The organism is Cognatilysobacter terrigena (genome assembly GCF_004361065.1).
Taxonomy (GTDB): Bacteria; Pseudomonadota; Gammaproteobacteria; order Xanthomonadales; family Xanthomonadaceae; genus Cognatilysobacter; species Cognatilysobacter terrigena.
The window spans coordinates 56,482-81,562 of sequence record NZ_SELT01000015.1; the positions used below are offsets into that span (position 1 = coordinate 56,482).

General features: G+C 69.1%; 24 protein-coding genes. 15 read left to right on the plus strand and 9 right to left on the minus strand.

What is annotated here, in order from left to right:
- The first annotated feature begins 70 nt into the window (after positions 1-70).
- Together EVS83_RS10000 and zapE are read left to right on the plus strand one after the other, a co-directional pair.
- Positions 71-802, plus strand: a complete 732-nt coding sequence (locus EVS83_RS10000; protein ID WP_166636871.1) for an alpha/beta hydrolase — start codon at positions 71-73, stop codon at positions 800-802.
- Positions 799-1,890 carry a cell division protein ZapE gene (zapE, locus tag EVS83_RS10005; RefSeq protein ID WP_133500905.1) on the plus strand — a complete coding sequence of 364 codons (1,092 nt, stop codon included), beginning with the start codon at positions 799-801 and terminating at the stop codon, positions 1,888-1,890. The genes EVS83_RS10000 and zapE overlap by 4 nt, the downstream gene beginning before the upstream one ends.
- Positions 1,891-1,910: 20 nt before the next feature.
- Here the strand turns inward: zapE and EVS83_RS10010 are convergent, their stop codons facing one another.
- A complete protein-coding gene (locus EVS83_RS10010) occupies positions 1,911-2,108 on the minus strand; it encodes a hypothetical protein (protein WP_133500906.1) in 198 nt (65 codons plus the stop codon).
- A 140-nt stretch (positions 2,109-2,248) separates the two neighbouring features.
- On the opposite strand from EVS83_RS10010, the gene EVS83_RS10015 reads away from it, so the two are divergent.
- The 3 genes from EVS83_RS10015 (at position 2,249) to fghA (ending at position 6,363) form a co-directional block, all read left to right on the plus strand.
- Positions 2,249-4,354 carry a TonB-dependent receptor family protein gene (locus EVS83_RS10015; protein ID WP_133500907.1) on the plus strand — a complete coding sequence of 702 codons (2,106 nt, stop codon included), beginning with the start codon at positions 2,249-2,251 and terminating at the stop codon, positions 4,352-4,354.
- A 72-nt stretch (positions 4,355-4,426) separates the two neighbouring features.
- Positions 4,427-5,536, plus strand: coding sequence for an S-(hydroxymethyl)glutathione dehydrogenase/class III alcohol dehydrogenase (locus tag EVS83_RS10020; RefSeq protein WP_133500908.1), 1,110 nt, complete (start codon positions 4,427-4,429; stop codon positions 5,534-5,536).
- A complete protein-coding gene (gene fghA / locus EVS83_RS10025; RefSeq protein ID WP_133500909.1) occupies positions 5,536-6,363 on the plus strand; it encodes an S-formylglutathione hydrolase in 828 nt (275 codons plus the stop codon). Before EVS83_RS10020 ends, fghA begins: the two co-directional genes overlap by 1 nt.
- Before the next feature lie 3 nt (positions 6,364-6,366).
- On the opposite strand, the gene EVS83_RS10030 is transcribed toward fghA, so the two are convergent.
- A complete protein-coding gene (locus EVS83_RS10030; protein WP_133500910.1) occupies positions 6,367-7,701 on the minus strand; it encodes an APC family permease in 1,335 nt (444 codons plus the stop codon).
- A 113-nt stretch (positions 7,702-7,814) separates the two neighbouring features.
- On the opposite strand from EVS83_RS10030, the gene EVS83_RS10035 reads away from it, so the two are divergent.
- From EVS83_RS10035 to EVS83_RS10045, 3 genes are all read left to right on the plus strand, one after another.
- Positions 7,815-9,134 (plus strand): amidohydrolase, encoded by a 1,320-nt coding sequence (locus tag EVS83_RS10035; RefSeq protein WP_133500911.1) that lies wholly within the window; start codon positions 7,815-7,817, stop codon positions 9,132-9,134.
- Positions 9,131-9,943, plus strand: a complete 813-nt coding sequence (queF, locus tag EVS83_RS10040; protein WP_133500912.1) for an NADPH-dependent 7-cyano-7-deazaguanine reductase QueF — start codon at positions 9,131-9,133, stop codon at positions 9,941-9,943. The genes EVS83_RS10035 and queF overlap by 4 nt, the downstream gene beginning before the upstream one ends.
- Before the next feature lie 70 nt (positions 9,944-10,013).
- Positions 10,014-10,730 carry a UPF0149 family protein gene (locus EVS83_RS10045; RefSeq protein ID WP_133500913.1) on the plus strand — a complete coding sequence of 239 codons (717 nt, stop codon included), beginning with the start codon at positions 10,014-10,016 and terminating at the stop codon, positions 10,728-10,730.
- Between the two features lie 79 nt (positions 10,731-10,809).
- Here EVS83_RS10045 and EVS83_RS10050 read toward each other — a convergent pair whose 3' ends face one another.
- Positions 10,810-12,096 carry an FAD-dependent oxidoreductase gene (locus EVS83_RS10050; protein ID WP_133500914.1) on the minus strand — a complete coding sequence of 429 codons (1,287 nt, stop codon included), beginning with the start codon at positions 12,094-12,096 and terminating at the stop codon, positions 10,810-10,812.
- Positions 12,097-12,260: 164 nt separating this feature from the next.
- Between EVS83_RS10050 and EVS83_RS10055 the strand changes: the two genes are divergently transcribed.
- Positions 12,261-14,060 carry a DUF885 domain-containing protein gene (locus EVS83_RS10055; protein ID WP_133500915.1) on the plus strand — a complete coding sequence of 600 codons (1,800 nt, stop codon included), beginning with the start codon at positions 12,261-12,263 and terminating at the stop codon, positions 14,058-14,060.
- Between the two features lie 72 nt (positions 14,061-14,132).
- Here the strand turns inward: EVS83_RS10055 and EVS83_RS10060 are convergent, their stop codons facing one another.
- The 4 genes from EVS83_RS10060 to EVS83_RS10075 form a co-directional block, all read right to left on the minus strand.
- The gene (locus EVS83_RS10060; RefSeq protein WP_208108727.1) at positions 14,133-15,005 is read right to left on the minus strand and encodes an MBL fold metallo-hydrolase; all 873 of its coding nucleotides are present in this window, start codon (positions 15,003-15,005) and stop codon (positions 14,133-14,135) included.
- Between the two features lie 61 nt (positions 15,006-15,066).
- The gene (locus tag EVS83_RS10065; RefSeq protein WP_133500917.1) at positions 15,067-15,696 is read right to left on the minus strand and encodes a 2-hydroxychromene-2-carboxylate isomerase; all 630 of its coding nucleotides are present in this window, start codon (positions 15,694-15,696) and stop codon (positions 15,067-15,069) included.
- A gap of 52 nt (positions 15,697-15,748) precedes the next feature.
- Positions 15,749-16,867, minus strand: a complete 1,119-nt coding sequence (locus EVS83_RS10070) for a Trm112 family protein (protein WP_133500918.1) — start codon at positions 16,865-16,867, stop codon at positions 15,749-15,751.
- Between the two features lie 3 nt (positions 16,868-16,870).
- Positions 16,871-17,920: an SPFH and helix-turn-helix domain-containing protein gene (locus EVS83_RS10075; RefSeq protein WP_133500919.1), complete on the minus strand. Its 1,050-nt coding sequence runs from the start codon at positions 17,918-17,920 to the stop codon at positions 16,871-16,873.
- A 218-nt stretch (positions 17,921-18,138) separates the two neighbouring features.
- Between EVS83_RS10075 and EVS83_RS10080 the strand changes: the two genes are divergently transcribed.
- Positions 18,139-18,498: a YkgJ family cysteine cluster protein gene (locus EVS83_RS10080; RefSeq protein ID WP_133500920.1), complete on the plus strand. Its 360-nt coding sequence runs from the start codon at positions 18,139-18,141 to the stop codon at positions 18,496-18,498.
- 157 nt (positions 18,499-18,655) lie between these two features.
- Positions 18,656-20,884: an NADP-dependent isocitrate dehydrogenase gene (locus EVS83_RS10085; RefSeq protein WP_133500921.1), complete on the plus strand. Its 2,229-nt coding sequence runs from the start codon at positions 18,656-18,658 to the stop codon at positions 20,882-20,884.
- A 47-nt stretch (positions 20,885-20,931) separates the two neighbouring features.
- Here EVS83_RS10085 and EVS83_RS10090 read toward each other — a convergent pair whose 3' ends face one another.
- Positions 20,932-21,114, minus strand: coding sequence for a hypothetical protein (locus EVS83_RS10090; RefSeq protein WP_133500922.1), 183 nt, complete (start codon positions 21,112-21,114; stop codon positions 20,932-20,934).
- Positions 21,115-21,236: 122 nt separating this feature from the next.
- Here EVS83_RS10090 and EVS83_RS10095 point away from each other — a divergent pair, with 122 nt between their 5' ends.
- The 4 genes from EVS83_RS10095 to EVS83_RS10110 all read left to right on the plus strand — a co-directional run bounded on the left by EVS83_RS10095 (position 21,237) and on the right by EVS83_RS10110 (position 24,459).
- Positions 21,237-22,097 carry a class I SAM-dependent methyltransferase gene (locus EVS83_RS10095; RefSeq protein WP_133500923.1) on the plus strand — a complete coding sequence of 287 codons (861 nt, stop codon included), beginning with the start codon at positions 21,237-21,239 and terminating at the stop codon, positions 22,095-22,097.
- A complete protein-coding gene (locus EVS83_RS10100) occupies positions 22,090-22,671 on the plus strand; it encodes a DUF7010 family protein (RefSeq protein WP_133500924.1) in 582 nt (193 codons plus the stop codon). Before EVS83_RS10095 ends, EVS83_RS10100 begins: the two co-directional genes overlap by 8 nt.
- A 34-nt stretch (positions 22,672-22,705) precedes the next feature.
- Complete coding sequence (locus tag EVS83_RS10105) at positions 22,706-23,242, plus strand: pseudouridine synthase (protein WP_133500925.1); 537 nt, start codon at positions 22,706-22,708, stop codon at positions 23,240-23,242.
- A gap of 128 nt (positions 23,243-23,370) precedes the next feature.
- On the plus strand, positions 23,371-24,459 hold the full coding sequence (locus EVS83_RS10110; protein WP_166636872.1) for a hybrid sensor histidine kinase/response regulator: 1,089 nt from the start codon (positions 23,371-23,373) through the stop codon (positions 24,457-24,459).
- A 110-nt stretch (positions 24,460-24,569) separates the two neighbouring features.
- On the opposite strand, the gene EVS83_RS10115 is transcribed toward EVS83_RS10110, so the two are convergent.
- Complete coding sequence (locus EVS83_RS10115) at positions 24,570-24,983, minus strand: hypothetical protein (protein ID WP_208108728.1); 414 nt, start codon at positions 24,981-24,983, stop codon at positions 24,570-24,572.
- Positions 24,984-25,081 lie beyond the last annotated feature (98 nt).

A 25,081-nucleotide genomic window follows, 5' to 3' on the forward strand; every position in this document is an offset into this window, starting at 1 on the left:
CGCCTTCCGCCACGACGCCGCCTCCGGGCGGCGTCGTCGTTTCCACGCCCCGCCGCGTACGCTGCCGCGCATGTCGAATCCCGCAGTCCCCCAGCTGCCGCCCGGTGGCACCCAGGCCCTCACGCTCGACGGCCCGGCCGGCCCGATCGAAGCCGTCGTCGATGCGCCGGATGCGGACGTCGCCCCGCGCGACGTCGTCGCGATCGTCTGCCACCCGCTGTCGACCGAAGGCGGCAGCCTGACCAACAAGGTCGTGACCATGGCCGCGCGCGCCCTGCGCGAGCTCGGCGCGACGACGGTGCGCTTCAACTTCCGCTGCGTCGGCAAGAGCGCAGGCACGTTCGACAACGGCGTCGGCGAGTCCGACGACCTGCGCGCAGTGGTCGACTGGGTGCGTCGGGAACGCCCGGGTGCGGCGCTGTGGCTCGGCGGTTTCAGCTTCGGCGCGTTCGTGTCGCTGCGCATGGCCGACGAGTTGCAGCCCGAGCTGCTGTTCTCGATCGCCCCGCCGGCCGGCCGCGCGTGGGACTTCGAGAACATGGGCCTCTACACCGGCCCATGGTTCGTCATCCAGGGCGACGCCGACGAGATCGTCGAACCGCAGCGCGTCTACGACTGGCTCGATCGACTGTCCGAGCTGCGCGCACCGCCGAAGGTGTTCCGCATCGCGGGCGCCAGCCACTTCTTCCACGGCAAGCTGATGGACCTGCGGCAGGCGATGAAGGACGGCGTGCACGCGGTGCTGCCCGAAGCGACGTCGACCGGCGCATCGACCGCGCCCGACGCCGGCCCGGCCGCATGAGCGAGGTCCGCACGCCGTCCCGGCTCTACGACGAAGGCGTTTCGCGCGGCGACTGGCAGGCCGATCCGGCGCAGCGCCCCGCGCTCGCCGAACTCGACCGCCTGCAGGCCGCGCTGCTCGATCCGCCCAAGCTCGGCCTGTTCGATCGCCTGTCGGGCAAGCGCCCGCCGACACCGCAGGGCCTCTACCTCTGGGGCGGCGTCGGTCGCGGCAAGACCTTCCTGATCGACCTCTTCTACGAATCGCTGCCGTTCGCGGAAAAGCAGCGCACGCACTTCCACCGCTTCATGCGCGAGGTCCACGAGGCGTTGCGTCGCCATGCCGGCGCGAGCGATCCGCTGGCGATCATCGCGAAGGAATGGCGCGAGAACCTGCGCGTGCTCGTGCTCGACGAGTTCTTCGTCAACGACATCGGCGACGCGATGCTGCTCGGCCGCCTGCTCGAGCGCCTGTTCGCGGAAGGTGTCGCGCTGGTGACGAGCTCCAACACCGAGCCGAAGAACCTCTACAAGGACGGCCTGCAGCGCGACCGCTTCCTCCCTGCGATCAAGCTGCTGGAAGCGAACACCAAGGTGCTCTACCTCGACAGCACCACCGACTACCGCCTGCGCGCGCTGACCAAATCACCGGTGTACCACGCACCGCTCGACGCGGAATCCGACGCCTGGCTCGCATCGCGCTGGCAGGAACTCACCGGTCATGCCGCAACGCCGCATGCGCCGCTGCACATCGAGGGCCGCGAAATCCCGGTGCGCAGCTGCAGCGACGGCCATGTCTGGTTCGATTTCGCTGCGCTCTGCGAGGGCCCACGCGCGGCCAGCGACTACATCGAGATCGCGACCGAACACCACACCGTGTTCGTCGGCGGCATTCCGAAACTCGACGACACCCGCGCCGATCCCGCACGCCGGTTCGTGCACCTGATCGACGAGCTCTACGATCGCCACGTCAACCTGGTCTGCACCGCCGACGGTGCGCCGACTGAGCTGTATCGCGGCGAGAAGCTCGCCGGTGCGTTCGAACGCACGGCGTCGCGCCTGATCGAAATGCAGTCGGCCGACTACCTGGCGTTGGAGCACCGCGGCTAGGCGGTGCTCCGATCGCGGCGTCAGTGCGCGGCGCGGCGGCGCGGGCGCTTGACGATCTCTTCGTCGACCCAGCCGAGATCGGCGTCGTCGCCGTCCCAGCCGTCGGCGTAGTTCACGCGACGGAACTCGTAAAGGTCGGTGGCTTCGCGCGCGATCATGCGCTCGGTGAGCGGGCGCGGGTTGGACAACTGCGGCGTGGTGGCGAGCGTGGCGAGCATGGTGGCGACTCCCTGGAGGTCGCCTTCGACGCTAGGCACGGGGATTTCAAGCACTCGTGAAAGCGCGACGTCACGACGCGCATCGTTCAGCGGCCGTTCGTCACGCGAACCGCGTCGCCGGTCACTACCCTGTGCGCCCTATGCGATCCCTCCCCGGTTGCCTACTCGCCGTCGTCGGCGTTGCGCAGGCGCAGTCCGCCCCTTCGACACCCGTGCAGCTCGACCGCGTGCAGGTGATCGCGACGCGCGCGCCGCGTGCGGTCGATCGCACGCCTGCCGCGGTAAGCGTGCTCGACGGCAGCGCGCTCGAGACCGCGGGTAACGGCGCGACGCTCGCCGAGAAGCTCGTCGGTGTGCCCGGGGTGCTCGCGCGCACGCGACAGAACTGGGCGCAGGACGAACAGATCTCGATCCGCGGCTTCGGGACGCGTGCGAGCTTCGGCATTCGCAGCGTACGCCTGTACGTCGACGGCATTCCCGCGACGATGCCCGACGGCCAAGGGCAGGTCTCGCATTTCCCGCTCGGCGACGCGCAGCGCATCGAAGTGCTGCGCGGGCCGTTCGCCGCGCTGTACGGCAATGGTGCGGGCGGCGTGGTGCAGCTCACCACGGCCGACGGTGGCGAGCCGGATCGCGTCGGCGTCGACGCATCCATCGGCAGTTTCGATACGTGGCGCGTCGGCGCGAATGCACGCGGCGCGATGGGTAACGTCGACTACGCCATCGGCGCCTCGCATTTCGCCGCGGGCGGTTGGCGCGACCACAGCCGTTCACGGCGCGAAAGCATCGACGCGAAGCTGCGATTCGATGTCGCCGGCGGCGAGCTCACGCTGCTGGGCAATGCCTTCGATTCGCCGGACACGCAGGATCCGCAGGGCCTGACGCGCGCACAGGTCGACGCCGATCCGCGCCAGGCGAGCCCGAGCGCGTTGTTGTTCGACACACGCAAGAGTGCGCGCCAGGTGCAGCTCGGTGCCGTGTTCGAGCGCTCGTTCGGCGCGACCGACCTGCGCGTGCTCGGCTATGGCGGGCAACGCCACGTCGAACAGGTGCTGTCGACGCCACCGTCGGCGCAGGTGAGCCCGTTGAGCGCCGGCGGCTGGATCGATCTCGACTCGCCGTTCGCCGGCCTCGACGCGCGCATGACCTGGCGACGCGACCTCGCCGCGCGCCCGCTCGACGTCGTGCTCGGGCTCGACGTCGAACAGCAACGCCAGGATCGCCGCGGCTACGAGAACTTCGTCGGCACGCAGGTCGGCGTGCGCGGCGCGTTGCGGCAGGACCAGCGCGATCGCGTGCGCAATGTCGACCCGTACCTGCAGGCGACGTGGGACCTCACGCCGACATGGAGCGTGAGCGGCGGCGTGCGCGCGAGCCGCGTGACCTTCGACTCCCGCGACGCCTACATCACCGCACGCAATCCCGACGACAGCGGCCGCGTCACCTATTCGGCGACGTCGCCGGTGATCGGCGTGACGTGGCGGCCCTCGAACGCGTGGTCGATGTACGCCTCGGTCGGCCGCGGCTTCGAGACGCCGACGTTCAACGAACTCGGCTACCGGAGCGATGGCGGCAGCGGCCTGAACTTCGCGCTGCGGCCGATGCGCATGCGCAACGCGGAACTGGGTGCGCGTTGGGCTACGGACTGCGTGCGCGGCGAGCTCGCGCTGTTCGACAGCGACACGCGCGACGAACTCGTGGTGAACACCAGCGTCGGCGGGCGCACGACGTTCCGCAATGCGGGGCCGACGCGGCGTCGCGGCGTCGAAGGTTCGCTCGCGATTCCGCTGGCCGAGCGCTGGCGGCTCGATCTGTCCGGCACGTGGCTCGACGCCGAATTCCGGTCCGACTTCCCCGCCTGCACCGGCACCGGATGTCGTGCGCCGGTCGCGACGGTGCCGGCGGGCACGCCGTTGCCGGGCGTGCCACGCTCGCAGGCGGTGGCTGCGCTGCGCTACGGCGGCGACACCGGATGGCAGGCGCAGTTGACCGGGCAGCGCGTCGGCGGCGTCACCGCGACCACGGCGGGTGACGTGCGCACCGAGGGCTACACGCTGCTGGACGCGAGCGTCGGCTACCGCATGCGCAACGACGCCGGCCACGGCCGCGTGTTCGCCGGCATCGCCAACCTGCTCGATCGCGACTACATCGGCTCGGTCATCGTCAACGACGCGAACGGGCGCTACTTCGAGCCGGGCGCGGGACGCGCGCTGACGCTCGGTGTCGAGTGGAGCTGGGGCGACTGAGCGTCACGCACGGGCAACACATCGGCCGCGCGCGGTTTGTACGATCGCGTCTTTCCTCGCCGGAGTCGTTCGATGAAGTCCCGTGCCGCCGTCGCCTTCGCCCCCGGACAACCGCTGCAGATCGTCGAGATCGACGTCGCGCCGCCGCGCGCAGGCGAAGTGCTGGTGCGCATCACGCACACCGGCGTCTGCCACACGGATGCGTTCACGCTGTCGGGCGACGATCCCGAAGGCCTGTTCCCGGTGGTGCTGGGCCATGAAGGCGCAGGCATCGTGGTCGAGGTCGGCGAGGGCGTAACGTCGGTGAAACCCGGCGACCACGTGATCCCGCTGTACACCGCCGAATGCGGGCAGTGCCTGTTCTGCAAGTCGAACAAGACCAATCTCTGCGTGGCCGTGCGCGCGACGCAGGGCAAGGGCGTGATGCCGGACGGCACGTCGCGCTTCTCGTTTGAGGGCCAGCCGCTCTATCACTACATGGGCTGCAGCACCTTCAGCGAATACACCGTCGTCGCCGAAGTCTCTTTGGCGAAGGTCAACCCCGAAGCGAATCCAGAGCAGGTGTGCCTGCTCGGTTGCGGCGTCACCACTGGCCTCGGCGCCGTACACAACACGGCGAAGGTGCAGCCGGGCGATTCGGTCGCGGTGTTCGGGCTCGGCGGCATCGGGCTCGCGGTGGTGCAGGGCGCGCGACAGGCGAAGGCGGGCCGCATCATCGCCATCGATACGAACCCGTCGAAGTTCGACATGGCGCGGCAGTTCGGCGCGACCGACTTCGTCAATCCGCGCGATCACGACAAGCCGATCCAGCAGGTGATCGTCGAGATGACCGGCTGGGGCGTCGACCATTCGTTCGAATGCATCGGCAACGTCGAGGTGATGCGCGCGGCGCTGGAATGCGCGCATCGCGGTTGGGGCCAGAGCGTGATCATCGGCGTCGCCGGCGCAGGCCAGGAGATCCACACGCGGCCGTTCCAGCTCGTCACCGGGCGCAAGTGGATGGGCACCGCGTTCGGCGGCGTCAAAGGCCGCAGCCAGCTGCCGGGCATGGTCGAGGACGCGATGCGCGGCGACATCGAACTCGCGCCGTTCGTCACGCACACGATGCCGCTGTCCGACATCAACCGCGCGTTCGACCTGATGCACGCCGGCGAGTCGATCCGCAGCGTGGTGCACTTCTGATGCAGCGCGTCGAATCGCATGCGTGTTTCGGCGGTACGCAGGAGGTCTGGCAGCTGCGCTCGGATGCGCTCGACTGCGACACGCGCATCGGCGTGTATCTGCCGCCGCAGGCGTCGCAGCGCGCATGCCCGGTGCTGTACTGGCTGTCCGGCCTGACCTGCACCGAGCAGAACTTCATCACCAAGGCGGGCGCGCAGCGTTATGCGGCGGAGCACGGTCTGATCCTCGTCGCACCCGACACGAGTCCGCGCGGGCCGGGCATTCCGGATGTCGAAGGCTACGACCTCGGCGTTGGCGCGGGCTTCTACCTCGACGCCACCCAAGCGCCATGGGACGCGCACTACCGCATGCACGACTACGTGGTGCGTGAACTGCCGGCGTTGATCGAAGCGAAGTTCCCCGCGACCGACGCGCGCGGCATCAGCGGGCATTCGATGGGCGGGCACGGCGCGCTGGTCATCGCGCTGCGTAATCCCGGGCGCTATCGCAGCGTGTCGGCGTTCTCGCCGATCGTCGCGCCCTCACGCGTGCCGTGGGGCGAGAAGGCGTTCACGACCTACCTCGGCGACGATCGCGACGCGTGGCGTGAATGGGATGCCTGCGAACTCGTCGCGACCGCGCGCGAACGCCTGCCGCTGCTCGTCGACCAGGGCGAGGCCGACGAATTCCTCGCGCAGCAACTGAAACCGGAGCTGCTACGCGAGGCCTGTGATGCCGCGGGCCATCCGCTCGAGCTGCGCATGCGGCCGGGCTTTGATCACAGCTACTACTTCATCGCGAGCTTCATCGGCGAGCACATCGCCCACCACGCCGCCGCGTTGCGCTGACGATCAGGGCGTCGCGGGCGCGTGGCCGCGGCGCATCAGGTGCAGCACGATGTAGATCGCGATCAGCGCGCCGAGCGAGATGATGATCGCGCGCCATTCCTCCGGCTTCAGCGTGAACAGGATCGCGCCCATGATGCCCGCGCCGATCAGGGGCATCAGCGGGCCGCCGGGCATGCGGAACGGCGTGCCGCGCTCGCTGATGTTCGCGTGCTGCAGGCGCCACGCGGCGAGCGCGACCACCGCGTAGACCACGCAGATCGCGCCACCCGAAACCGCGGCCAGGCCGTCGAACGAACCGCGCACGGCGAGGAAGCAGGCGATGCCGGCATGCGTCGCCAACCCGAGCAGCGGTACGCGATGCGACGCGCTGACCCGGCCGTAGATCGACGGCAGGTAGCCGTCACGGCCGAGCGCGAACAGCAGGCGCGACGAGCCGAGCAGGTTGCCGAGCAGGAAGCCCGCCATCGACACGCAGGCGGTGGCCAGCAGCAACGTGCGGCCGGCGCTGAACAGCTTGCCGGCGGTGTCGGCGATCGGCACCGGGCTGGTCGCGAGCGCGGGACCGAGCACGCCCTGGCCGACGATCTGCAGGCCGAGATACAGCGCGACCACCAGCAGGATCGCGACGACGGTCGCGCGCGGCACCGTCTTCGACGGATCGTCGAACTCGCCCGACGGCACCAGCGCGGTTTCGAGGCCGGAGTACGCGAACATCACCAGCACCAGCGATCCGCCGAGCGCGGCGATCGACGGCACGTCGGCGGGATTGAAGCTCACCGCGCTCCAGTCCACGAACGGAATGCCGACGAGCACGAGCAGCGCGAGCGGTGCGAGCTTGACGCTCGCGAGCGTCGCCACCGCGCGCGCGCCGAGCTTCACGCCGAATGCGTTGAGCAGGAACAGCAAGGCGTACGTGCCGATGATGAGTGCGGCGCGCGGTCCGGGTGCGTCCATCGCGGGCGCGAGCTTCGCGACCTGCTGCGCGAACGACGCGGCGACGCCCGCGCTGGACGCGACGTGACTGATCCACATCAGCGCGCCGGCGACGAAGCCGAAGAACGGCCCGAACGCGACGGACACGTAGGTGTACGGCCCGCCGGTCGCGTGCGCGCGACTGCCCGCGGCGGCGAAGCACAACGCGATCGGAATGATCGCGATCGCACCGACGATCAACGACAACGGTGCGGCGGCGCCGACCTGCGTCGCGAGCGCGCCCGGCATGCGGAAGATGCCGCCGCCGACGGTGGAATTGATGATCGCCGCGGCGAGCGCGAAGACGCCGATGGCACGGACGAGGGCGGCATCGCCTTCGAGGGAGCGGGACGGAGTGGTCGACATGGTCGGCCCAGGGACGGGAAGTGCGGCGAGCGTCGCACGACGCGCGCGCGATTGCAGCCGGCGCGCTGGAACTCTGGAGTAGCATCGACGGCCCGTTTCGCCGGATGCACCGCATGCGCTTCGCCGTTCTCGCCACCGCCCTCGCCGCCGTTCTCGCGACCACCGCTCCGACGGCCCATGCCGCCGCGCGGCCCGAGGTCGATGCCGCCGCGAAGGCCGTGCAGGGGCAGGTGGTCGCGTGGCGTCGCGACTTCCATCAGCATCCTGAACTGTCGAACCGCGAGGAGCGCACCGCCAAGGTCGTCGCCGACGCGCTGAGGAAGATGGGCCTGACCCCGCGCACCGGCATCGCCCACCACGGCGTGGTCGCGATCATCGAAGGCGGCAAGCCGGGCCCGAAGCTCGCGCTGCGCGCCGACATGGACGCGCTGCCCGTCGCCGAACGCGTGGATCTTCCGTTCGCATCCAAGGTCACCACCACGTTCAACGGCCAGACCACCGGCGTGATGCATGCCTGCGGCCACGACGCGCACACCGCGATGCTGCTCGGCATCGCGCAGTCGCTGGTGAAGATGCGCAAGGACCTGCCGGGCCAGGTGATGCTGATCTTCCAGCCCAGCGAGGAAGGCGCGCCGGTCGGCGAGGAAGGCGGTGCATCGCTGATGCTCAAGGAAGGCCTGTTCAAGGACTTCAAGCCCGACGCCGTGTTCGGCATGCACGTGTTCTCGACGATTCCGGTCGGCCAGATCGGCGTGCGCAGCGGGCCGGAAATGGCGGCCAGCGACCGCTTCAACATCACGGTCAAGGGTCGGCAGACGCACGGCTCGCGGCCATGGGGCGGCGTCGATCCGATCGTGACCGCGAGCGAGATCGTGACGAGCGCGCAGTCCATCGTCGCGCGCCGCACCGACATCGCGAAGCTGCCGGTTGTGGTGAGCTTCGGCGCGATCAACGGCGGCATCCGCTACAACATCATTCCCGACGAAGTGAAGATGATCGGCACCATCCGCACCTTCGACGAAGGCATGCGGCAGAAGGTGTTCGCCGATCTCAAGAACGTCGCCGAGCACATCGCCGCCGCGAACGGCGCGACGGTGGACGCGAACGTGCCCGACACGCAGGGCAATCCGGTCACGTACAACGATCCCTCGCTCACGCAGAAGATGCTGCCGAGCCTCAAGGCCGTGGTCGGCGATGCCAACGTCATCGAACCGCCGCTGCAGATGGGCGCCGAGGATTTCTCGTACTACGCTAAGGAAGTGCCGGGCCTGTTCTTCTTCGTCGGCGCGACCAGCGCCGGCATCGATCCGCAGATCGCACCCAGCAATCACTCGCCCGAGTTCAAGCTGGACGAACAGTCCCTCGATATCGGTATGCGCGCCATGCTGGAAGCCACGCTCGACTACCTGAACGCGCCGCAGGCGGGCGCATGAGCGAGGTATCGATCCCGCTCGGCCGGCACGTCGACTACCCGACAACGTACGACGCGTCGCTGCTGGTCCCGATCGCGCGCTCGAACGGGCGCAGCGAAATCGGCATCACGACCCCGCTGCCCTTCATCGGGCACGACCGCTGGCATGCGTACGAACTGTCGTGGCTCGACGGCCGCGGCAAGCCGCACGTCGCCACCGCCACCATCTGCGTGCCGGCGGATACGCCGAACCTGGTCGAATCGAAGTCGCTGAAGCTCTACCTCAACTCGTTCAACTCGACGGCGTTCGACAGCTACCAGGACGTGCGCGACCGCATCATCCGCGACCTGTCGAACGCCGCCGGTGGCGACGTCGCGGTGACCTTCGGCCTGCCGCCGGTGGATCGCCGTGGCCCGGCGATCCTGCTCGACACGCTCGAGACCGACATCACCTGCTACGGTCCGCCGAACGCGAAGCTGCTCGAAGTCGACGCCACGCGCGGCGACGTCGAGGAAACGCTGACCAGCGAACTGCTCAAGTCGAACTGCCCGGTCACCGGCCAGCCCGACTGGGCGCGCGTGACGATCAGCTATCGCGGCGCGGCGCTCGACCATGCGAGCGTGCTGCGTTACCTGATCTCGTTCCGCGACCACTGCGAATTCCACGAGCAGTGCGTCGAGCGCATCTACGTCGACCTGCTCACGCGCGCCGCGCCGTCGATGCTGTCGGTCGAAGCGCGCTATACGCGCCGTGGCGGCCTCGACATCAACCCGTGGCGCGCGACGCCCGGCACGCCGGCCCCGGCCGCCGCACGCGACGAGCGGCAGTGACCGCACGTTGTTCGTGCGTCGGCGCGGCAGCGACTACCATGTCGCGCCTTCCGCCGTATCGAGTGTCGCCATGAAAGTCGCCCCGCCGCTGACCGACGCGCAGATCGAGCGCCTGTCCGAACTGCTGGACCAGCGTGCCGTGCCCTTCAAGGGCTTCAACCTCGAGGCGCTCGATGGCTACGTCACCGCGCTCGCGCTGTCGCCGGAAACCGTTCCGTTCGAGGAATGGGAGACGCCGGTCTGGGGCAGCACGCCGCGCTGGGCCGACGAGGACGAAGCGCGCGATGTCCGCGCACTGCTCGCCACGCACGCGGCCACCGCCGAACAGCGCGTGCGCTACGGCGACGAAGACCTTCCCGACACCTATGCGCCGCTGCTGTGGCTGCCCGAGAACCTCGACGAGCATGACGACGACGAGCTCGACGTCGGTCGTGACTGGGCGATGGGCTTTTTTCGCGCGGTCGAACTGCGTGAAGCCGCGTGGGAGAAGTGGCTGGACGAGAACGACTGGATCGAGGAGATCTTCGACCTGCTCGACCGCCTCGCCAGCGGCGAGATCGTCGGCGAAGACCCGACGCAGCCCGGTACGCCGATCGCCTACAAGGAACGCCTCGAGATCATCGGCAGCCTGCCCGGCATGCTCAACGACCTGCACCACCACCGCATCGAAGCGCTGACGCCGCGCGAGCCGATCCGCCGCGCGGAAACGCCGGAGCGCAACGCGCCGTGCCCGTGCGGGAGTGGGAAGAAGTACAAGAAGTGTTGTGGGGCGAATACCGGCGGATAAGCAGGATCGGGGCTGCCGCGCGCTTGCGCGTGGCGGTCGGTTGTTGGAACAGCGGGACAACGTCGAAGGCCATCGCGCGTCAGGCCACGTCGACCGCCTCGTCGTCGTGCGCAGTGGGACATAGTTGTAGCGGCGTACTGGCCGGCAGACGGCCCAGCGCGTCGACGAAGCCGTCCGGCAGCGGATGCGTCGACAACCAGCCGCGCCGCGTACCGGTCAGTACACGCAGCATCATTCCGCGCGCCACGGGCAGGCGCGACATCGGATGGAACGTGAGGTCGCGGACACGCGCCGCGGCATCGCGATGCGACTGGAACAGTGGCGTGAGGGCGCGGCTCCAGAAGTGATACGCAGCGAGGTGCGCACGACGCTCGCGTTCGTAGCGCTGCAACGCCGCCGGCACGACGGCTTCGACGCGCAATGCATCGCGCAGCGCCTGCGCATCGAGCAGCGCCATGTTGACGCCCTGCCCCAGCTGGGGGCTCATCGCGTGGGCCGAATCACCCAGCAATACCGCACGACCGCGATGCCAGCTGCGGTGCACGGTGTCGCGATAGCGCGCCTGCGCCAGCGCGTGCGGTGCTTCGATGCCGGCCAGACAGTCGAGTGCGTCCGGCCAGACCGCAGCAACGTCGCGTCGCCACGCGTCGCGATCGACGTCGATGCGGTCGAGCTCGGCGGTCGGCACGCTCCAGAAGAAACTCAGCCGCGGCACCGGATCGCCCGGCCGCGTGCCGACGGGCAGCATCCCCGCCATGCGCCGCGCACCCCGATAGCGCTGGCGCAGCACGTTGCGCCAGGGCCAGTCCTGCATGGGTGCCAGGCACCATTGCGCGCCCCAGGGGTAGGGCCGATCGAGGATCGCGTCGGCGACGCGACTGCGCAGCGCCGATGCGGCCCCATCGGCAACGATCACGAGGTCGAACCCGCCGTGCCGTCGCCCGGCCGCGTCGGTCAGGACACCGCGGTCGACGTCCACATCGACGATGCGCTGCCCGACGTGCAGCGTCCTGTGCTCCGTCCACGCGGCATCCAGCAACTGGAACAGGGCGCCGCGCTGCATGCCCAGACCGAAGATGCGCGCGTCGAGTTCGGCGTAGCGCATGTCCATGACGGGCCGGCCCGCGACGGTCTCGCCATACAGGCTCGCGATGCGCGCCCCATGCAGGAGTGCATCGTCGAGCAGGCCCATCGACCAGAGCACCGCCTGACCGACGGGCTGGAGCAGGAAGCCCGCTCCCACCGGTCCGAGCGCCGGCGCACGTTCGAACACGTCGACGCGATGTCCATCGCGCGACAGCAGCACCGCAGCGGCCTGGCCGCCCGTGCCGTAGCCGACGACGGCGATACGCAATGCTGCCCGCATGGTCGACGCTCCTGATCGCCTGCAGTTTACGTCGCTGCGGTACGCCGGCGATGCGGATCGGCCCGCGAGATGCGCCGCGGTGTTCGCCATCGACGGCGCACCGGCATGCGTCGTCGTCGCACCCGCCGCTTATGCTTGGCCCTTTCCCGCCAGCCGGAGCCGCCATGCGCGCGTCGATCCTCGCCCTTGCCACCGTCCTCGCCCTCGCCGGTTGCCAGACCGCGCCGGTCGCGACGACGCCCGATGCGCCCGCCACGGCGCCTGCGCAGAACGCCGATGCCGCGTTCAAGGCCGTCGCGGACGAATGGCTCGACAAGTGGATGGCGCTGAACCCGGTCGCCGCGACGCAGCTGGGCGATCACCGCTTCGACGATCGCCTCGACGATCTGTCCGCGACCGGCCGCCAGCAACTCGTCGATTTCAGCCGCCAGCTGATCACGAAGCTCGATGCCATCGATCGCAGCAAGCTCTCGCGCGAGAACCAGGTCGACGCGCTGATCCTGCGCAACCAGCTGCAGAGCGACATCTGGAACATGGAGACGTTCCAGTCGTGGGCGTGGGATCCGCAGGTCTACAACGGCCTCGCCGGCGGCGCGATCTACAACCTGATGGCGCGCGAGTTCGCGCCGATGCCGCAGCGCCTGAAGGCGGCGACCGCGCGCATGGAGCAGCTGCCGAAGCTGTTCGAGCAGATGCGTGCCAACCTCGACCCCGCGCGCGTGCCGCTGATCCACGCGCAGACGGTCGCGAAGCAGAACGCGGGCGTGCTCGATCTCGTCAATGAATTCATCACGCCGAACGCGGGCCAGCTGACGGGCGCGGATCGGGCGCGCCTCGATGCGGCCGTCGCCAATCTGAAGACGGCCGTCGCCGAGCAGCAGACGTGGCTGGACAAGACACTGGTGCCGAATGCGAAGGGCGACTTCCGCATCGGCGCCAAGCTCTACGACCAGAAGCTGCAGATGGCGCTGATGTCGTCGCTGTCGCGGCAGGAGATCGGCGAGCGCGCGAAGGCGGAACTCGCGCGCGTGCGCGGCGAGATGTACGGCATCGCGCAGACCGTGCTGAAAGGCAAGAAGGGCGCGCCGCCGCTGCCGGCGAATCCGACCGACGAGCAACGTCAGAAGGCGATCGAAGCCGCGCTGGAACTCGCGTATCGCGAACATCCGAGCCGCGACGGCGTGGTCGATGCCGCGAAGGCCGCGCTCGCGCAGGCGACGCAGTTCGTGCGCGACAAGAACCTCGTCAGCGTGCCGAACGATCCGGTGCGCGTGATCCTGATGCCGGAGTTCCAGCGCGGCGTCGCAGTGGCGTACTGCGATTCGCCGGGTCCGCTCGACAAGGGCCAGGCGACGTACTTCGCCATCTCGCCCATTCCGGACGACTGGACCAAGGAGCAGGCCGAATCGTTCCTGCGCGAATACAACTCGCGCATGATCCACCTGCTCACGATCCACGAGGCGATGCCGGGGCATTACCTCGAAGGCGCGTATTCGGCGCGTTATCCGTCGACGCTGCGCGGCGTGCTGCGCTCGGGCCTGTTCGCGGAAGGCTGGGCGGTCTACACCGAAAACCTGATGACGACGTCGGGTTACATGAACAACGATCCGCTGTTCCGCCTCGTGCAGCTCAAGTTCTACCTGCGCACGATCGGGAACGCGATCCTCGACCAGGGTGTGCACGTCGACGGCTGGAGCCGCGAGCAGGCGATGCACCTGATGATGCACGACACCTTCCAGCAGGAACGCGAGGCCGCGGGCAAGTGGGTGCGCGCGCAGCTCAGCTCCGCGCAGCTGCCGACCTACTTCGTCGGCGTGCAGGAGCAGTACGACACGCGCAAGGCGGTGGAAGCGAAGGAAGGCGCGGCGTTCGACGTCAAGGCGTACCACGACAAGGTGCTGAGCTACGGCGCGCCGCCGGTGCGTTTCGTGCGTGAGCTGATGCTCGATCAGCCGATCGAATAAGGGCGGCACTACCATTGCATCGGAAAGGCCGGCGATCACGCCGGCCTTTTTGTTTGCACGGTGACTGCGGGATTACCGCAGCGTGTCGAGCCCGTCGATCGGCATGCGCAGGTAACGCAGGCCGTTCGCATCCTGTTCGGGAAGGCGTCCCGCCCGGATGTTGACCTGCAACGCAGGGAGGATCAGGCGCGGCACCGGCAAGGTGGCGTCGCGCGCGCGGCGCATCTCGACATAGCGTGCGGCGTCGACGCCCGCGAGATGCACGTTGCCGTCGCGCTGCGCATCGATCGACCACTCGCCCTGCGGCTCGCGATCCTTCGGATAGTCGTGGCAGAGGAACAGGCGCATTCCTGCGGGCAACGCGAGCAGGCGGTCGATGGACGCACGCAGTTGCGCGGCGTCGCCGCCCGGGAAGTCGCAGCGCGCGGTGCCGGTTTCCGGTGCGAACACCGTATCGCCGACGAACACGGCGTCGCCGATGACGTAGCTCAGGGAGTCGCCGGTGTGGCCGGGTGTCGCGATCACGCGTGCATCGAGATCGCCGATGCGGAAGGTGTCGCCGTCGTCGAAGAGGCGGTCGAACTGGCGGCCATCCGCGACGAACTCGTCGCCGAAACCGAACAGCGTCTTGAAGCGACGCTGCACGTCGACGATGCCACGACCGATCGCGACCGGCGCGCCGTAGCGGTCCTTGAACCACGCGGCGGCGGTGAGATGGTCGGCATGCGCATGCGTCTCGAGGATCCACTCGACCTTCAATGCATGCGCATCGACGAACGCGGCGACGGCATCGGCGGAGCGCGTCGACACGCGCGCCGCGACCACGTCGTAGTCGAGCACCGGATCGACGATCGCGGCGCTGCCGCCGTCGCGGTCGTAGACGACGTAGGTGAACGTGCTGGTGTCGGGGTCGTAGAACGGGGCGACGCGGGCGGGCGTGGTCATGGCGACCTCGGGCATTCCGTGCACGGACGCGTCGATGGTGCCACGTGCGCGTCGCGGCGAGTCAGCCGCTGCGACGCGCGACGCCGATCGGCAGCGTGTCGACGCGCGCCATCTCGCCGGACTCGAACGCCGCACGGTCGCGCAGCCAGTCCTCGAACATCGCGGTGGCGTCCTCGCCCCAGAACACCTCGCCATCGGCAGCAAAAGTCGGGACGCCGAACACGTGGTCGGCGACGGCGGCGTCGAAGTTGGCCTGCAGCTGCGCCTTGACGTTCGCGTCGGCGATCGCAGCCGCGGCGTCGAGGCCGAGGCGTTCGGCGACGGGCGCGAGCGATTCCGCGTCGTCGCCGCGAAGGCCGTCGCGCCAGAGGTGATCGAAGACCGCGTCGATCGCGGTGTCGGTGCAGCCGGCGGCGATGCACAGGCGCAACGCCGCAAGCGGATTGAACGGATGCGCCGGCGGAAACCGCAGCGGGACGCCGAGCTTTGACGCGCGCCAGACGACGTGCCGATAGGTAAAGCGGCGCTTGTCCGGCATCTCGGCCGGACCCTTGTGATCCAGCCGCTGCAGCAGGCCGGCGAACAGGATCGGGCGGTACTCGATCGCGTACGTCGCCGCGAGTGCGCGGACGCGCGGGCGCTGCAGGTAGGCGAACGGCGAGATGAAGTCGAAGTACCAGCGGATCGTCATGGCATGCCTCGTGTCGAGCCGCCGCCGCAGCCGCGACGGCGCACTGCACCGCTCAGTTCTGCCCCTCGAGCCAGAAGAAGACCATCGCCACGATCAGCGCCGCGATCACCGCGAGGGTGACCTTGATCCAGCTGTAGGGACGCTGCCCCGCGATCGTGCCGGTGTAGCCGTTGGCGAGCAGCTGGAACGCGCGCGACCCGTAGGTGTAGCTGACCAGCCACACCGGCATCAGTACGTGCTTGAAGGTGCGGCCGTGATAGGTCGATCGCACCTGCAGGTTGCGGTAGGTGTCGCCCGGCACCGCCTTCGCGCAGAGATCGTGCACGTCGCGCTCCATCTGCGTCATGTTGAGATCGGCGGCGAGGCGCAGGTCGACTTGGTAGCGCTCCACCGTCCAGCCGCGCACGAACTCGGGTGCGTAGGCGACGAGGTCGGTGGTGGTGGGGACTGGTTCGATCTTCTCCAGCAGGTCCGCATGCGCGCCTTCGCTGCCGGCGACGAGGTCGTCGTCGAAGAAGTGGTCGAGCTCGCCGGAGGCGGGCGTCCAGCGCACGTGGCGCACCTGCCGCGTGCGCGTCTGCCCGTTCTGCGTGTAGGTCTCGGTCGTGTAGTAGTAGGTGCCGGATTCGGCCGTCCACGATGCGTGGACGTGCGCGTCGAATGTCCAGTACGGCAGGTAGAGGCCGCGCAGCGTGTCGGTGAGTGCGGCGCGCTTGAGCTTGTTGGGCGCGAACCAGCGCGTGCCGTACCAGCGACGGATGGCCTCGCGCACCTGCGATTCGGACACGCGGAACGGCAGCAGGCTCTGCGGCGTGATCGCGTCCTTCAGCGCGGTGTAGGGCACGATCGCCGGCGAGCCGCAGAACGCGCAGCGATCGGCGACCTTGTCGGCGTCGAACACGCTGATCGCCTTGCAGCTCTGGCACTGCACTTCGCGGCGCTCGCCGCCGTAGCCGCGTCCGCCGTCATCGGCTTTCGCGAGCGCCTGCGCGAGGTCGAGCTCGACGATCGCGTTCGGCGTCGGCGTATCCGGCTTCCACGGCGCGACGGTGCCGCAGTACGGGCATACGAGTGCCTGCTTGGCGGCGTTCCATTCGAGGTCGCCGCCGCATTCCGGACAGGCGCGCTTGTCGAGCGTCGCCGACGCCGCGGGTTGCTGCACGTCGGCCATCGATCAGGCGCCGCGCAGGTACTCGTCGAGCGACGCGCGCGCGATGCGGTAGGCGTTGCCGATCTTGCGGCCCTTGAGTTCGCCTTTCTCGATCGCAGCGATCACGTCCTCGGCGGACACGCCGAGTGCCTGCGCGGCCTGTTCGGGTGTGAGCACGTCGAGCGTCGGCGTTGCGCTCGGTGCGGCGGTCGAGGCGCCTGCCGGGTTCGCAAGACCCTGCGCCATCTGCTGCGCCATCGCGAAACCGATCGCCATTTCCGCCGGCGCCGCAGCGACGCTGCCGCCGCCCTGGCCCATCGCCGACGCCATCTGGAACTTCACGTAGTCGTTGAGGTTGCCGACCGCGGCCATGCCCGAGCGCTTGTCGATGGCCTGCTCGACTTCCGGCGGCACCGACACGTTCTCGACCACGAACGACGCGATCTCCAGCCCGTACTTGCCCTGCATGATCGGGTTGACGACCGGCAGCAGCGCGTCACCGAGCTCGCTGTAGCGCGTGGCGATGTCGAGCGCGGGCACCTTGGCGGTGGCGAGCGCTTCGGTGAACACGCTGACGATGCGCGAACGCATCGTGCCTTCGAACTCGTCGAGGCGGAAATTCTGGTCGGTGCCGGCGACCTCGCGCAGGAACTTCGGCGCGTCGACGATTCGGAAGTCGTAGGTGCCGAACGCGCGCAGGCGGACGAGGCCGAAGTCGGCGTCGCGCATCATCACCGGGTTCGCGGTGCCCCACTTGTTGCCGGTGAAGATGCGGGTGTTGAGGTAGTAGACGTCGCACTTGAACGGCGACTCGAAACCGTACTTCCAGCCGAGGATCCGCGACAGGATCGGGATGTTCTCGGTCTTGAGCGTGTGCTTGCCGGGGCCGAACAGATCCGCGAACTGGCCGGCGGCGACGAACTGCACCATCTGGCTGTCGCGCACGATCAGCTGCGCGCCGTTCTTGATCTCCTTGTCGTCGTCCGGGAAGCGGAACGACAGCGTGTCGCGCGAGTCGTCGGTCCACTCGATGATCTCGAGGGCCTGGCCCTTGATGAAATCCAGAACGCCCATGTTCTTCGTCTCCGATCCGGCGAACGGCGCCGTGGGCCGATTCTAGGCATGCCGCGGTGGCGCAGGGCCACCGCGGAAGGTCATGCCGCCTTCTCGAAAGCCGGAGGAGCGGCCGGCGCTCATGTGGTTCGGCGGTTCGCGCGGGCGCGTTTCAGCGTGACGCCGCCGGACGCGCGGCCCGCACGCGATAATCCCCGTGCTTCTTTCCCTGCTCGGCCATGCCCCATCCCTGCCTGACCTGCGGCGCCTGCTGCGCCCACTTCCGCGTCGCCTTCCACTGGTCGGAGACCGATGCCGCGCCTGGCGGGCTGACGCCGGGGTCGCTGACAGAGCCCCTCGATCCGCACCGCGTCGCCTTGCGCGGCACGTGGGGTGACACCGCGATCCGGTGCGTCGCACTCCGAGGCGAGGTCGGCGTCGGTACGTCATGCGAGATCTACGCGAAGCGGCCGTCGCCCTGTCGCGATGTGAACGCGAGCTGGGAGCAAGGCAAAGCCGACGCCCACTGCGATCGCGCGCGCGCGGCGCATGGTCTGGCGCCGCTGCAGCCGTCGGACTGGGGCGCCGCCATCGCCTGACTGAGCGGCCGTACGCCCTCGCACGGGCAGCGGCGGTTCGCTCGACATGCCCGCACGGCTTTTGCCGCACCCGGCGGCGGAGGCGACAATGCGCAGTCCCGCGATGCCCGCATCGCCTCCGCACGCGTCGCGCGTGCCCGATCCCGCGAGTGCCTCCATGTCGAACACCCCGAAGATCCTCTACACGCTCACCGACGAAGCGCCCTTCCTCGCCACGGCCTCGCTGCTGCCGATCGTCGAAGGTTTCGCGCGCAGCGCCGGCATCGCGGTGGAGACGCGCGACATCTCGCTCGCCGGCCGCATCCTCGCGCAGTTCCCCGACATGCTCGGCGACAAAAAGGTGAGCGACGATCTCGCCGAACTCGGCCAGCTCGCGACCACGCCGGACGCGAACATCATCAAGCTGCCGAACATCTCGGCGTCCGTGCCGCAGCTCAAGGCCGCGATCAAGGAACTGCAGGGCAAGGGCTACGCGCTGCCGAACTATCCGGACGAGCCGTCGACCGACGCCGAACGCGACATCAAGGCGCGCTACGGCCGCGCGATGGGCTCGGCGGTGAACCCGGTGCTGCGCGAGGGCAATTCGGATCGCCGCGCCCCGGCGTCGGTGAAGGCGTATGCGCGCAAGCATCCGCATCGCATGGGCAAGTGGTCGAAGGACTCGAAGTCGCACGTCGCGCACATGGACGGCGGCGATTTCTACGGCAGCGAGACGTCGACGACGCTCAACACGCCGACCACCGCGCGCATCGAGTTCGTCGGCGCCGACGGCAGCACGCGCGTGCTCAAGGACGCGCTCAAGCTGCAGGCCGGTGAAGTCATCGACAGCGCCGCGCTGAGCACGTCGAAGCTGGCGCAATTCATCGACGCGCAGATCGCGGACGCGAAGGCGAAGGGCGTGCTGTTCTCGCTGCACCTCAAGGCGACGATGATGAAGGTGAGCGACCCGATCCTGTTCGGCGTCGCGGTGCAGCGCTTCTATCGCGAGGCGCTGGAAAAGCACGCCGACGCGCTCGCGAAGATCGGCTTTAACCCGAACAACGGCATCGGCGACCTGTACGCGCGCCTGCCTCAGCTCGACGACGCCACGCGCGCCGCGATCGAGGCCGACATCGCCGCGGTCTACGCGAACCGCCCGGCGGTCGCGATGGTGAACTCCGACAAGGGCATCACCAACCTGCACGTGCCGAGCGACGTGATCGTCGACGCCTCGATGCCCGCGATGATCCGCGACAGCGGCGGCATGTGGAATGCCGAGGGCAAGCTGCAGGACGCGAAGGCGGTGATCCCGGACCGCTCGTACGCCGGCATCTACCAAGCGGTGATCGAGGACTGCAAGGCCAACGGTGCGTTCGATCCGGCGACGATGGGCTCGGTGCCGAACGTCGGCCTGATGGCGCAGAAGGCCGAGGAATACGGCTCGCACGACAAGACCTTCCAGCTCGACGCCGCCGGCACCGTGCGCGTGGTCGATGCGGACGGCAACGTGCTGCTGTCGCAGAACGTGCAGGCGGGTGACATCTTCCGCATGTGCCAGACCAAGGACGCGCCGATCCGCGACTGGGTGGGCCTGGCGGTGTCGCGTGCGCGCCTGTCGAACACGCCGGCGGTGTTCTGGCTCGATGCGAACCGCGCGCACGACGCGCAGCTGATCGCGAAGGTCGAAACCTACCTCAAGGACTTCGACACCAGCGGTCTCGACATCCGCATCCTTTCGCCGGTCGAGGCGATGAAGTTCTCGCTCGAGCGCATCCGCAAGGGCCAGGACACGATCTCGGTCACCGGCAACGTGCTGCGCGACTACCTCACCGACCTGTTCCCGATCATGGAACTCGGCACGTCGGCGAAGATGCTGTCGATCGTGCCACTGATGGCGGGCGGCGGCCTGTTCGAGACCGGCGCGGGCGGCTCGGCACCGAAGCACGTGCAGCAGTTCGTCGAGGAAAACTACCTGCGCTGGGATTCGCTCGGCGAGTTCCTGGCGCTCGCGGCGTCGCTCGAGCACCTCGCGAACTTCGCGAAGAACCCGCGCGCGCAGATCCTCGCCGATGCGCTGGACCGCGCGAACGCGCAGATCCTCGACAACAACCGCTCGCCCGCGCGCAAGGTCGGCGAGCTCGACAACCGCGGCAGCCACTTCTACCTGGCGCAGTACTGGGCGCAGGCGCTGGCGGCGCAGACGCAGGACGCCGAACTCGCCGCGCGCTTCGCGCCGGTGGCGAAGGCGCTGACCGAGGGCGAGTCGCAGATCCTCAAGGAACTCGTCGAGGTGCAGGGCCACCCGGTCGACATCGGCGGCTACTACCAGCCGGACATGGGCAAGCTGTCCAAGGCGATGCGCCCGAGCGCGACGCTCAACGCCGTCATCGACGGCCTGCGCGGCTGACGCCCCCGGCCGGGCGGAGTCTTCCCTGCTCCGCCCGGCCGCTGCCCTCACTCGAAGTCGTATTCCTCGAAGTCCTGGTCGACGCCCTGCGGGGCGTCGTCTTCGTTGGCGGCCGCGACGTCCGGCTCGCGCAGGTGGCGCACGTGGCCGTAGCGGCGGCTCCAGGCCAAGCCCGAAGTGAAATTCGGAAGCGCCGGCGGCGCGATGCCGGGGCTGCGGAAAAGGTCCATGGCGTCGGGTCTCCGTGTCGGGAACGCGCACAGGCTCGCGCCGGGGTGTGACACGGTGATGCCGCGGGCGTTGCAGTTCGGCGGCGGCCGCATCGGGCCGGTAAGCTCCGCGCATTCCCCCCATGCCGGAGCGATCCATGCGCACGATCCTGCTTGCCGCCGTCCTCGCGTCCACCGCCGCTGTCGCCGTCGCGGCCAAGCCCGAGGCGAAGTCGATGGTCACCAATGGCATGGGCGCCGCGCTCGACGCCGCCATCGCCGGTTCCTGGCGCGACCCCAAGAACGTCGCCCGCGACGTCTACCGCCATCCCAAGCAGACGCTGAGCTTCTTCAAGGTGCGCGGCGACCAGACGGTCATCGAGATCACGCCGTCGCCGGGCTGGTACAGCGAGATCCTCGCGCCCTACCTGCGCGAGAACGGCCAGTACATCGCGGCGGTGATCGATCCCGCCTCGCAGGCCGAGCAGAAGAACCGCGACTACTACAAGAAGAACCGCGACATCCTGCAGAAGAAGTTCGATGCCGACGCCGCGCACTACGACCGCGCGAAGATCGTCGCGTTCGATCCGAAGAACCCGGTGTTCGGCCCGGCGAACTCGGCCGACGTCGTGCTGACCTTCCGCAACGTGCACAACTGGCGCATGGCCGGCACCGCGCCGCAGATGTTCAAGGGCTTCTTCGACGTGCTGAAGCCGGGCGGCGTGCTCGGCGTGGTCGAGCATCGTGCGAAGGCCGACGTGCCTGACACCGACAAGTCCGGCTACGTCGGCCAGGCGCAGCTCATCGCGATGGCCAAGGCCGCGGGCTTCGTGCTCGACGGCACAAGCGAGGTCAACGCCAACCCGCGCGACACCAAGGACTATCCGGGTGGCGTGTGGACGTTGCCGCCGACCAATTCGCACGACGCGAAGGACGACGCCAAGTACAAGGCGATCGGCGAGAGCGACCGCATGACGCTGCGCTTCGTGAAGCCGCGTGCCTGACGACGCACCGGCGTGGGCCGCACGCGCGCCGCTCGGCGACGCGCGCTGGCGGCTCGTGCGCATCGCCCGGCGCGGCGTCGGCATGACGCTCGCCACCGCCGCGTTCTGGGCGGCGATGGCGGGCGTCGCGATGTTCGCCGGCCTCGATCCCGCACGCCTCGCGCTGTTCCTCGTGATCGGCGGCGCGCTGGTGTATCCGCTGGGTTGGGGCCTCAACCGCATGCTCGGCGGCGACCTCACCGCCAGGGGCAGCCAATTCCGCGGGCTGATCGGGGCGATCACCGTCGCGCAGATGCTCGGCTGGCCGTTGATCGTCGCGCTGCTCGCGTGGCGCGTCGAACTCGTCGCGTTCGCGCTGGCGGCGCTGCTGGGCGCGCACTTCCTGCCCTACGGCTGGCTGTATCGCGCACCGGCGTATGTCGCGCTCGGCATCGCTGCGGCAATCGTCGCCGCGGCCCTGCAGGCGTGGGCGCCCATGCGCGCGAACGTCACCGTGCCGGCGTCGATGGCGCTGCTGCATGCGGTCGCGGTGATCGCGGTGTGGCGACAGAACCGCGTCGAGGGCGCCGCCTGATGCAGTGGCGTGCCGACGCAGGCGATCGCGCATCGTGCTGATCGCGTTCAACAAGCCCTACGGCGTGCTCTGCCAGTTCACCGACCGCAGCACGCCGCCGCGCCCGACGCTCGCCGGCTTCGGCCTGCCGCCGGATGTCTACGCGGCCGGCCGACTCGATCACGACAGCGAAGGCCTGCTGCTGCTCACCGACGACGGCGGCCTCGCGCATCGCCTGACTGACCCCCGCCACAAGCAGCCGAAGACCTACTGGGTGCAGGTCGAAGGCGATCCGCAGCCGGCGCAGCTCGACATGCTGCGTCGCGGCGTCGACTTGAACGACGGGCCGACGCGTCCCGCGCGGGCGCAGCGCATCGACGCGCCCTCGCTGTGGCCGCGCGACCCACCGGTGCGCTTCCGCAAGACCGTGCCGGACGCCTGGCTCGAAATCGAAATCACCGAGGGCCGCAACCGGCAGGTGCGGCGCATGACTGCCGCCGTCGGCCTACCGACACTGCGGCTGGTGCGCATCGCCGTCGGCCCGCACCGGCTGGACGGCCTCGCGCCCGGCGAGTGGCGCCGCATCGGTTGAACACGCGCCGCGGCCGGGCGTAACTCGTTCACCAAACCTGAATAGGTTGCGCGGCATAAAGCGCAACCGTCTGTTAACGTCGATAGCTTCTGAACGCGCCACGGATGGGCGCTCCGCCGCGAGGGCGAATGGTCAGCAATACCGGCACTGCCGCGAGAATCCTGGTCGTCGACGACCAACCGGCGAACCTTCGTGTCGTCGGCATGCTCCTTTCGCGACAGGGCTACCAGGTCGTCACCGCGGACAGCGGGCCGAAGGCGCTGGAGATCTGCGAAACCGAACCGCCGGACCTCGTGCTGCTCGACATGATGATGCCGGGAATGGACGGCTTCCAGGTCATGGAAGAGATGCGCGCGGGCGCCGCGCCGCCGAGCCTTCCCGTCGTCTTCGTCACCGCCGCGCAGGATCGCGACCTGCTGCTGCGCGCGTTCGACGCGGGCGCGGTCGACTACGTCACCAAGCCGTTCCTTCCCGAGGAACTGCTCGCGCGCGTGTCCGCGCACGTCGGCCTCAAGCTCACGCGCGATCGCCTCGAACGCGTGGCGCGCGAACGCCAGGAACTCGTCAACCTCGTCGCGCACGACCTGAAGAATCCGCTGTCGTCGGTGCTGTTCGCGAGCGAGATGCTGATCACCGGCGCGACGAAGCCCGAGCGCGTGCCGCGCTACATGACGATGATCCACGAGAGCGCGACCGACGCGCTCGGCTACATCCGTCAGTACCTCGAAAGCACGGGGCGTCGCGACGACGACGGTGCGGCGACGGCGAGCGCGTCGCTCACCGCGACGATCGACTGGCTGGTGCAGCGTTACGAATACCAGCTGGAAGCGCGCGGCATCCGCGTCGACGTGCAGCGCCCGGCGAACGACGTGTGCGTGCGCATCGACGAGCGCGTGCTGCGCCAGGTGAGCGAGAACCTCGTCACCAACGCGATGAAGTACGCGCCGGAAAGCGAACTCACCATCGCGGGCCGTCCAGGCGCGCCCGGTTACTGGCAGCTGGTGGTCGAGGATCGCGGCCCGGGCATTCCGGCCGCGAAGCAGCGCGAACTGTTCAAGCCGTTCGTGCGCCTGCACGAAGGCGACGACGGCATTTCATCCGGTCTCGGCCTGTCGCTGGCGAAGCAGATCATCCAGAAGGCCGGCGGCCAGCTCTGGTACGAAGACCGCAAGAACGGCGGCGCGCGCTTCGTCATCGAGCTGCCGCAGAGCGCCTGAGCGCACTTCGACGCGCTGCGTCGAGCGCCGAACCCATCACCGCACAAACGAAGATGCCGCCGGAGGCCGGCGGCATCGACGGGTCGGCCCGGGCCGACCTCCTCTGGAACTCAGTGCTCGGTGCGCGACTCGCGCGTGCTGCGCGCACGGCTGGTCGACGCGCGGCGGGTGCCGGTGCGGCGCTGCGTGCGCGTGCGGCCCTGCGTCGTGTTGTCCTCGTCGGCGTTGCGCGCCTCGATGCGGCGCGAGCGGCCTTCGATCGCGCCGTCGTTGCCGTTCTCGGCACGCTTGGCGCGACGACGCGCGGCGTACCAGAGCAGGCCGGCGCCGGCCAGCGCCGCGCCGAACACCACCGGGTTGCGACGAACGACCTTGAGGCCGACCTTCGACGCGCCCTTCAGCGCGCCCAGCTTGGCGCCCGCGTCGAGCCACTCGCTCGCGCGCGGGGCGAGGCTGCCGATGCGGTCACCGGCCTGGCTGGCGAGATCCAACATGCGTTCGGGGAGACGGTCCAGCGTGCTCATGGCGGAAGTCCTGCGGGGGATCGAGCGCCAGTGTTGGCGCGAAATCGTCGAAGCGGCGTGAGAGCGGAGCGTCATCGCTGAACAGCCGCTGGCTCGCG

What these genes read in the sequence shown, in the direction of transcription:
- queF (WP_133500912.1), top strand. Translation starts at nt 9,131, where the DNA reads ATGAGCGAGGTATCGATCCCGCTCGGCCGGCACGTCGACTACCCGACA.
- EVS83_RS10035 (WP_133500911.1), top strand. Translation starts at nt 7,815, where the DNA reads ATGCGCTTCGCCGTTCTCGCCACCGCCCTCGCCGCCGTTCTCGCGACC.
- EVS83_RS10055 (WP_133500915.1), top strand. Translation starts at nt 12,261, where the DNA reads ATGCGCGCGTCGATCCTCGCCCTTGCCACCGTCCTCGCCCTCGCCGGT.
- EVS83_RS10000 (WP_166636871.1), top strand. Translation starts at nt 71, where the DNA reads ATGTCGAATCCCGCAGTCCCCCAGCTGCCGCCCGGTGGCACCCAGGCC.
- EVS83_RS10065 (WP_133500917.1), bottom strand. Translation starts at nt 15,696, where the DNA reads ATGACGATCCGCTGGTACTTCGACTTCATCTCGCCGTTCGCCTACCTG.
- zapE (WP_133500905.1), top strand. Translation starts at nt 799, where the DNA reads ATGAGCGAGGTCCGCACGCCGTCCCGGCTCTACGACGAAGGCGTTTCG.
- EVS83_RS10050 (WP_133500914.1), bottom strand. Translation starts at nt 12,096, where the DNA reads ATGCGGGCAGCATTGCGTATCGCCGTCGTCGGCTACGGCACGGGCGGC.
- EVS83_RS10080 (WP_133500920.1), top strand. Translation starts at nt 18,139, where the DNA reads ATGCCCCATCCCTGCCTGACCTGCGGCGCCTGCTGCGCCCACTTCCGC.
- EVS83_RS10020 (WP_133500908.1), top strand. Translation starts at nt 4,427, where the DNA reads ATGAAGTCCCGTGCCGCCGTCGCCTTCGCCCCCGGACAACCGCTGCAG.
- EVS83_RS10060 (WP_208108727.1), bottom strand. Translation starts at nt 15,005, where the DNA reads ATGACCACGCCCGCCCGCGTCGCCCCGTTCTACGACCCCGACACCAGC.
- EVS83_RS10030 (WP_133500910.1), bottom strand. Translation starts at nt 7,701, where the DNA reads ATGTCGACCACTCCGTCCCGCTCCCTCGAAGGCGATGCCGCCCTCGTC.
- EVS83_RS10015 (WP_133500907.1), top strand. Translation starts at nt 2,249, where the DNA reads ATGCGATCCCTCCCCGGTTGCCTACTCGCCGTCGTCGGCGTTGCGCAG.
- EVS83_RS10070 (WP_133500918.1), bottom strand. Translation starts at nt 16,867, where the DNA reads ATGGCCGACGTGCAGCAACCCGCGGCGTCGGCGACGCTCGACAAGCGC.
- EVS83_RS10090 (WP_133500922.1), bottom strand. Translation starts at nt 21,114, where the DNA reads ATGGACCTTTTCCGCAGCCCCGGCATCGCGCCGCCGGCGCTTCCGAAT.
- fghA (WP_133500909.1), top strand. Translation starts at nt 5,536, where the DNA reads ATGCAGCGCGTCGAATCGCATGCGTGTTTCGGCGGTACGCAGGAGGTC.
- EVS83_RS10095 (WP_133500923.1), top strand. Translation starts at nt 21,237, where the DNA reads ATGCCGGAGCGATCCATGCGCACGATCCTGCTTGCCGCCGTCCTCGCG.
- EVS83_RS10010 (WP_133500906.1), bottom strand. Translation starts at nt 2,108, where the DNA reads ATGCTCGCCACGCTCGCCACCACGCCGCAGTTGTCCAACCCGCGCCCG.
- EVS83_RS10110 (WP_166636872.1), top strand. Translation starts at nt 23,371, where the DNA reads ATGGTCAGCAATACCGGCACTGCCGCGAGAATCCTGGTCGTCGACGAC.
- EVS83_RS10075 (WP_133500919.1), bottom strand. Translation starts at nt 17,920, where the DNA reads ATGGGCGTTCTGGATTTCATCAAGGGCCAGGCCCTCGAGATCATCGAG.
- EVS83_RS10085 (WP_133500921.1), top strand. Translation starts at nt 18,656, where the DNA reads ATGTCGAACACCCCGAAGATCCTCTACACGCTCACCGACGAAGCGCCC.
- EVS83_RS10045 (WP_133500913.1), top strand. Translation starts at nt 10,014, where the DNA reads ATGAAAGTCGCCCCGCCGCTGACCGACGCGCAGATCGAGCGCCTGTCC.
- EVS83_RS10115 (WP_208108728.1), bottom strand. Translation starts at nt 24,983, where the DNA reads ATGAGCACGCTGGACCGTCTCCCCGAACGCATGTTGGATCTCGCCAGC.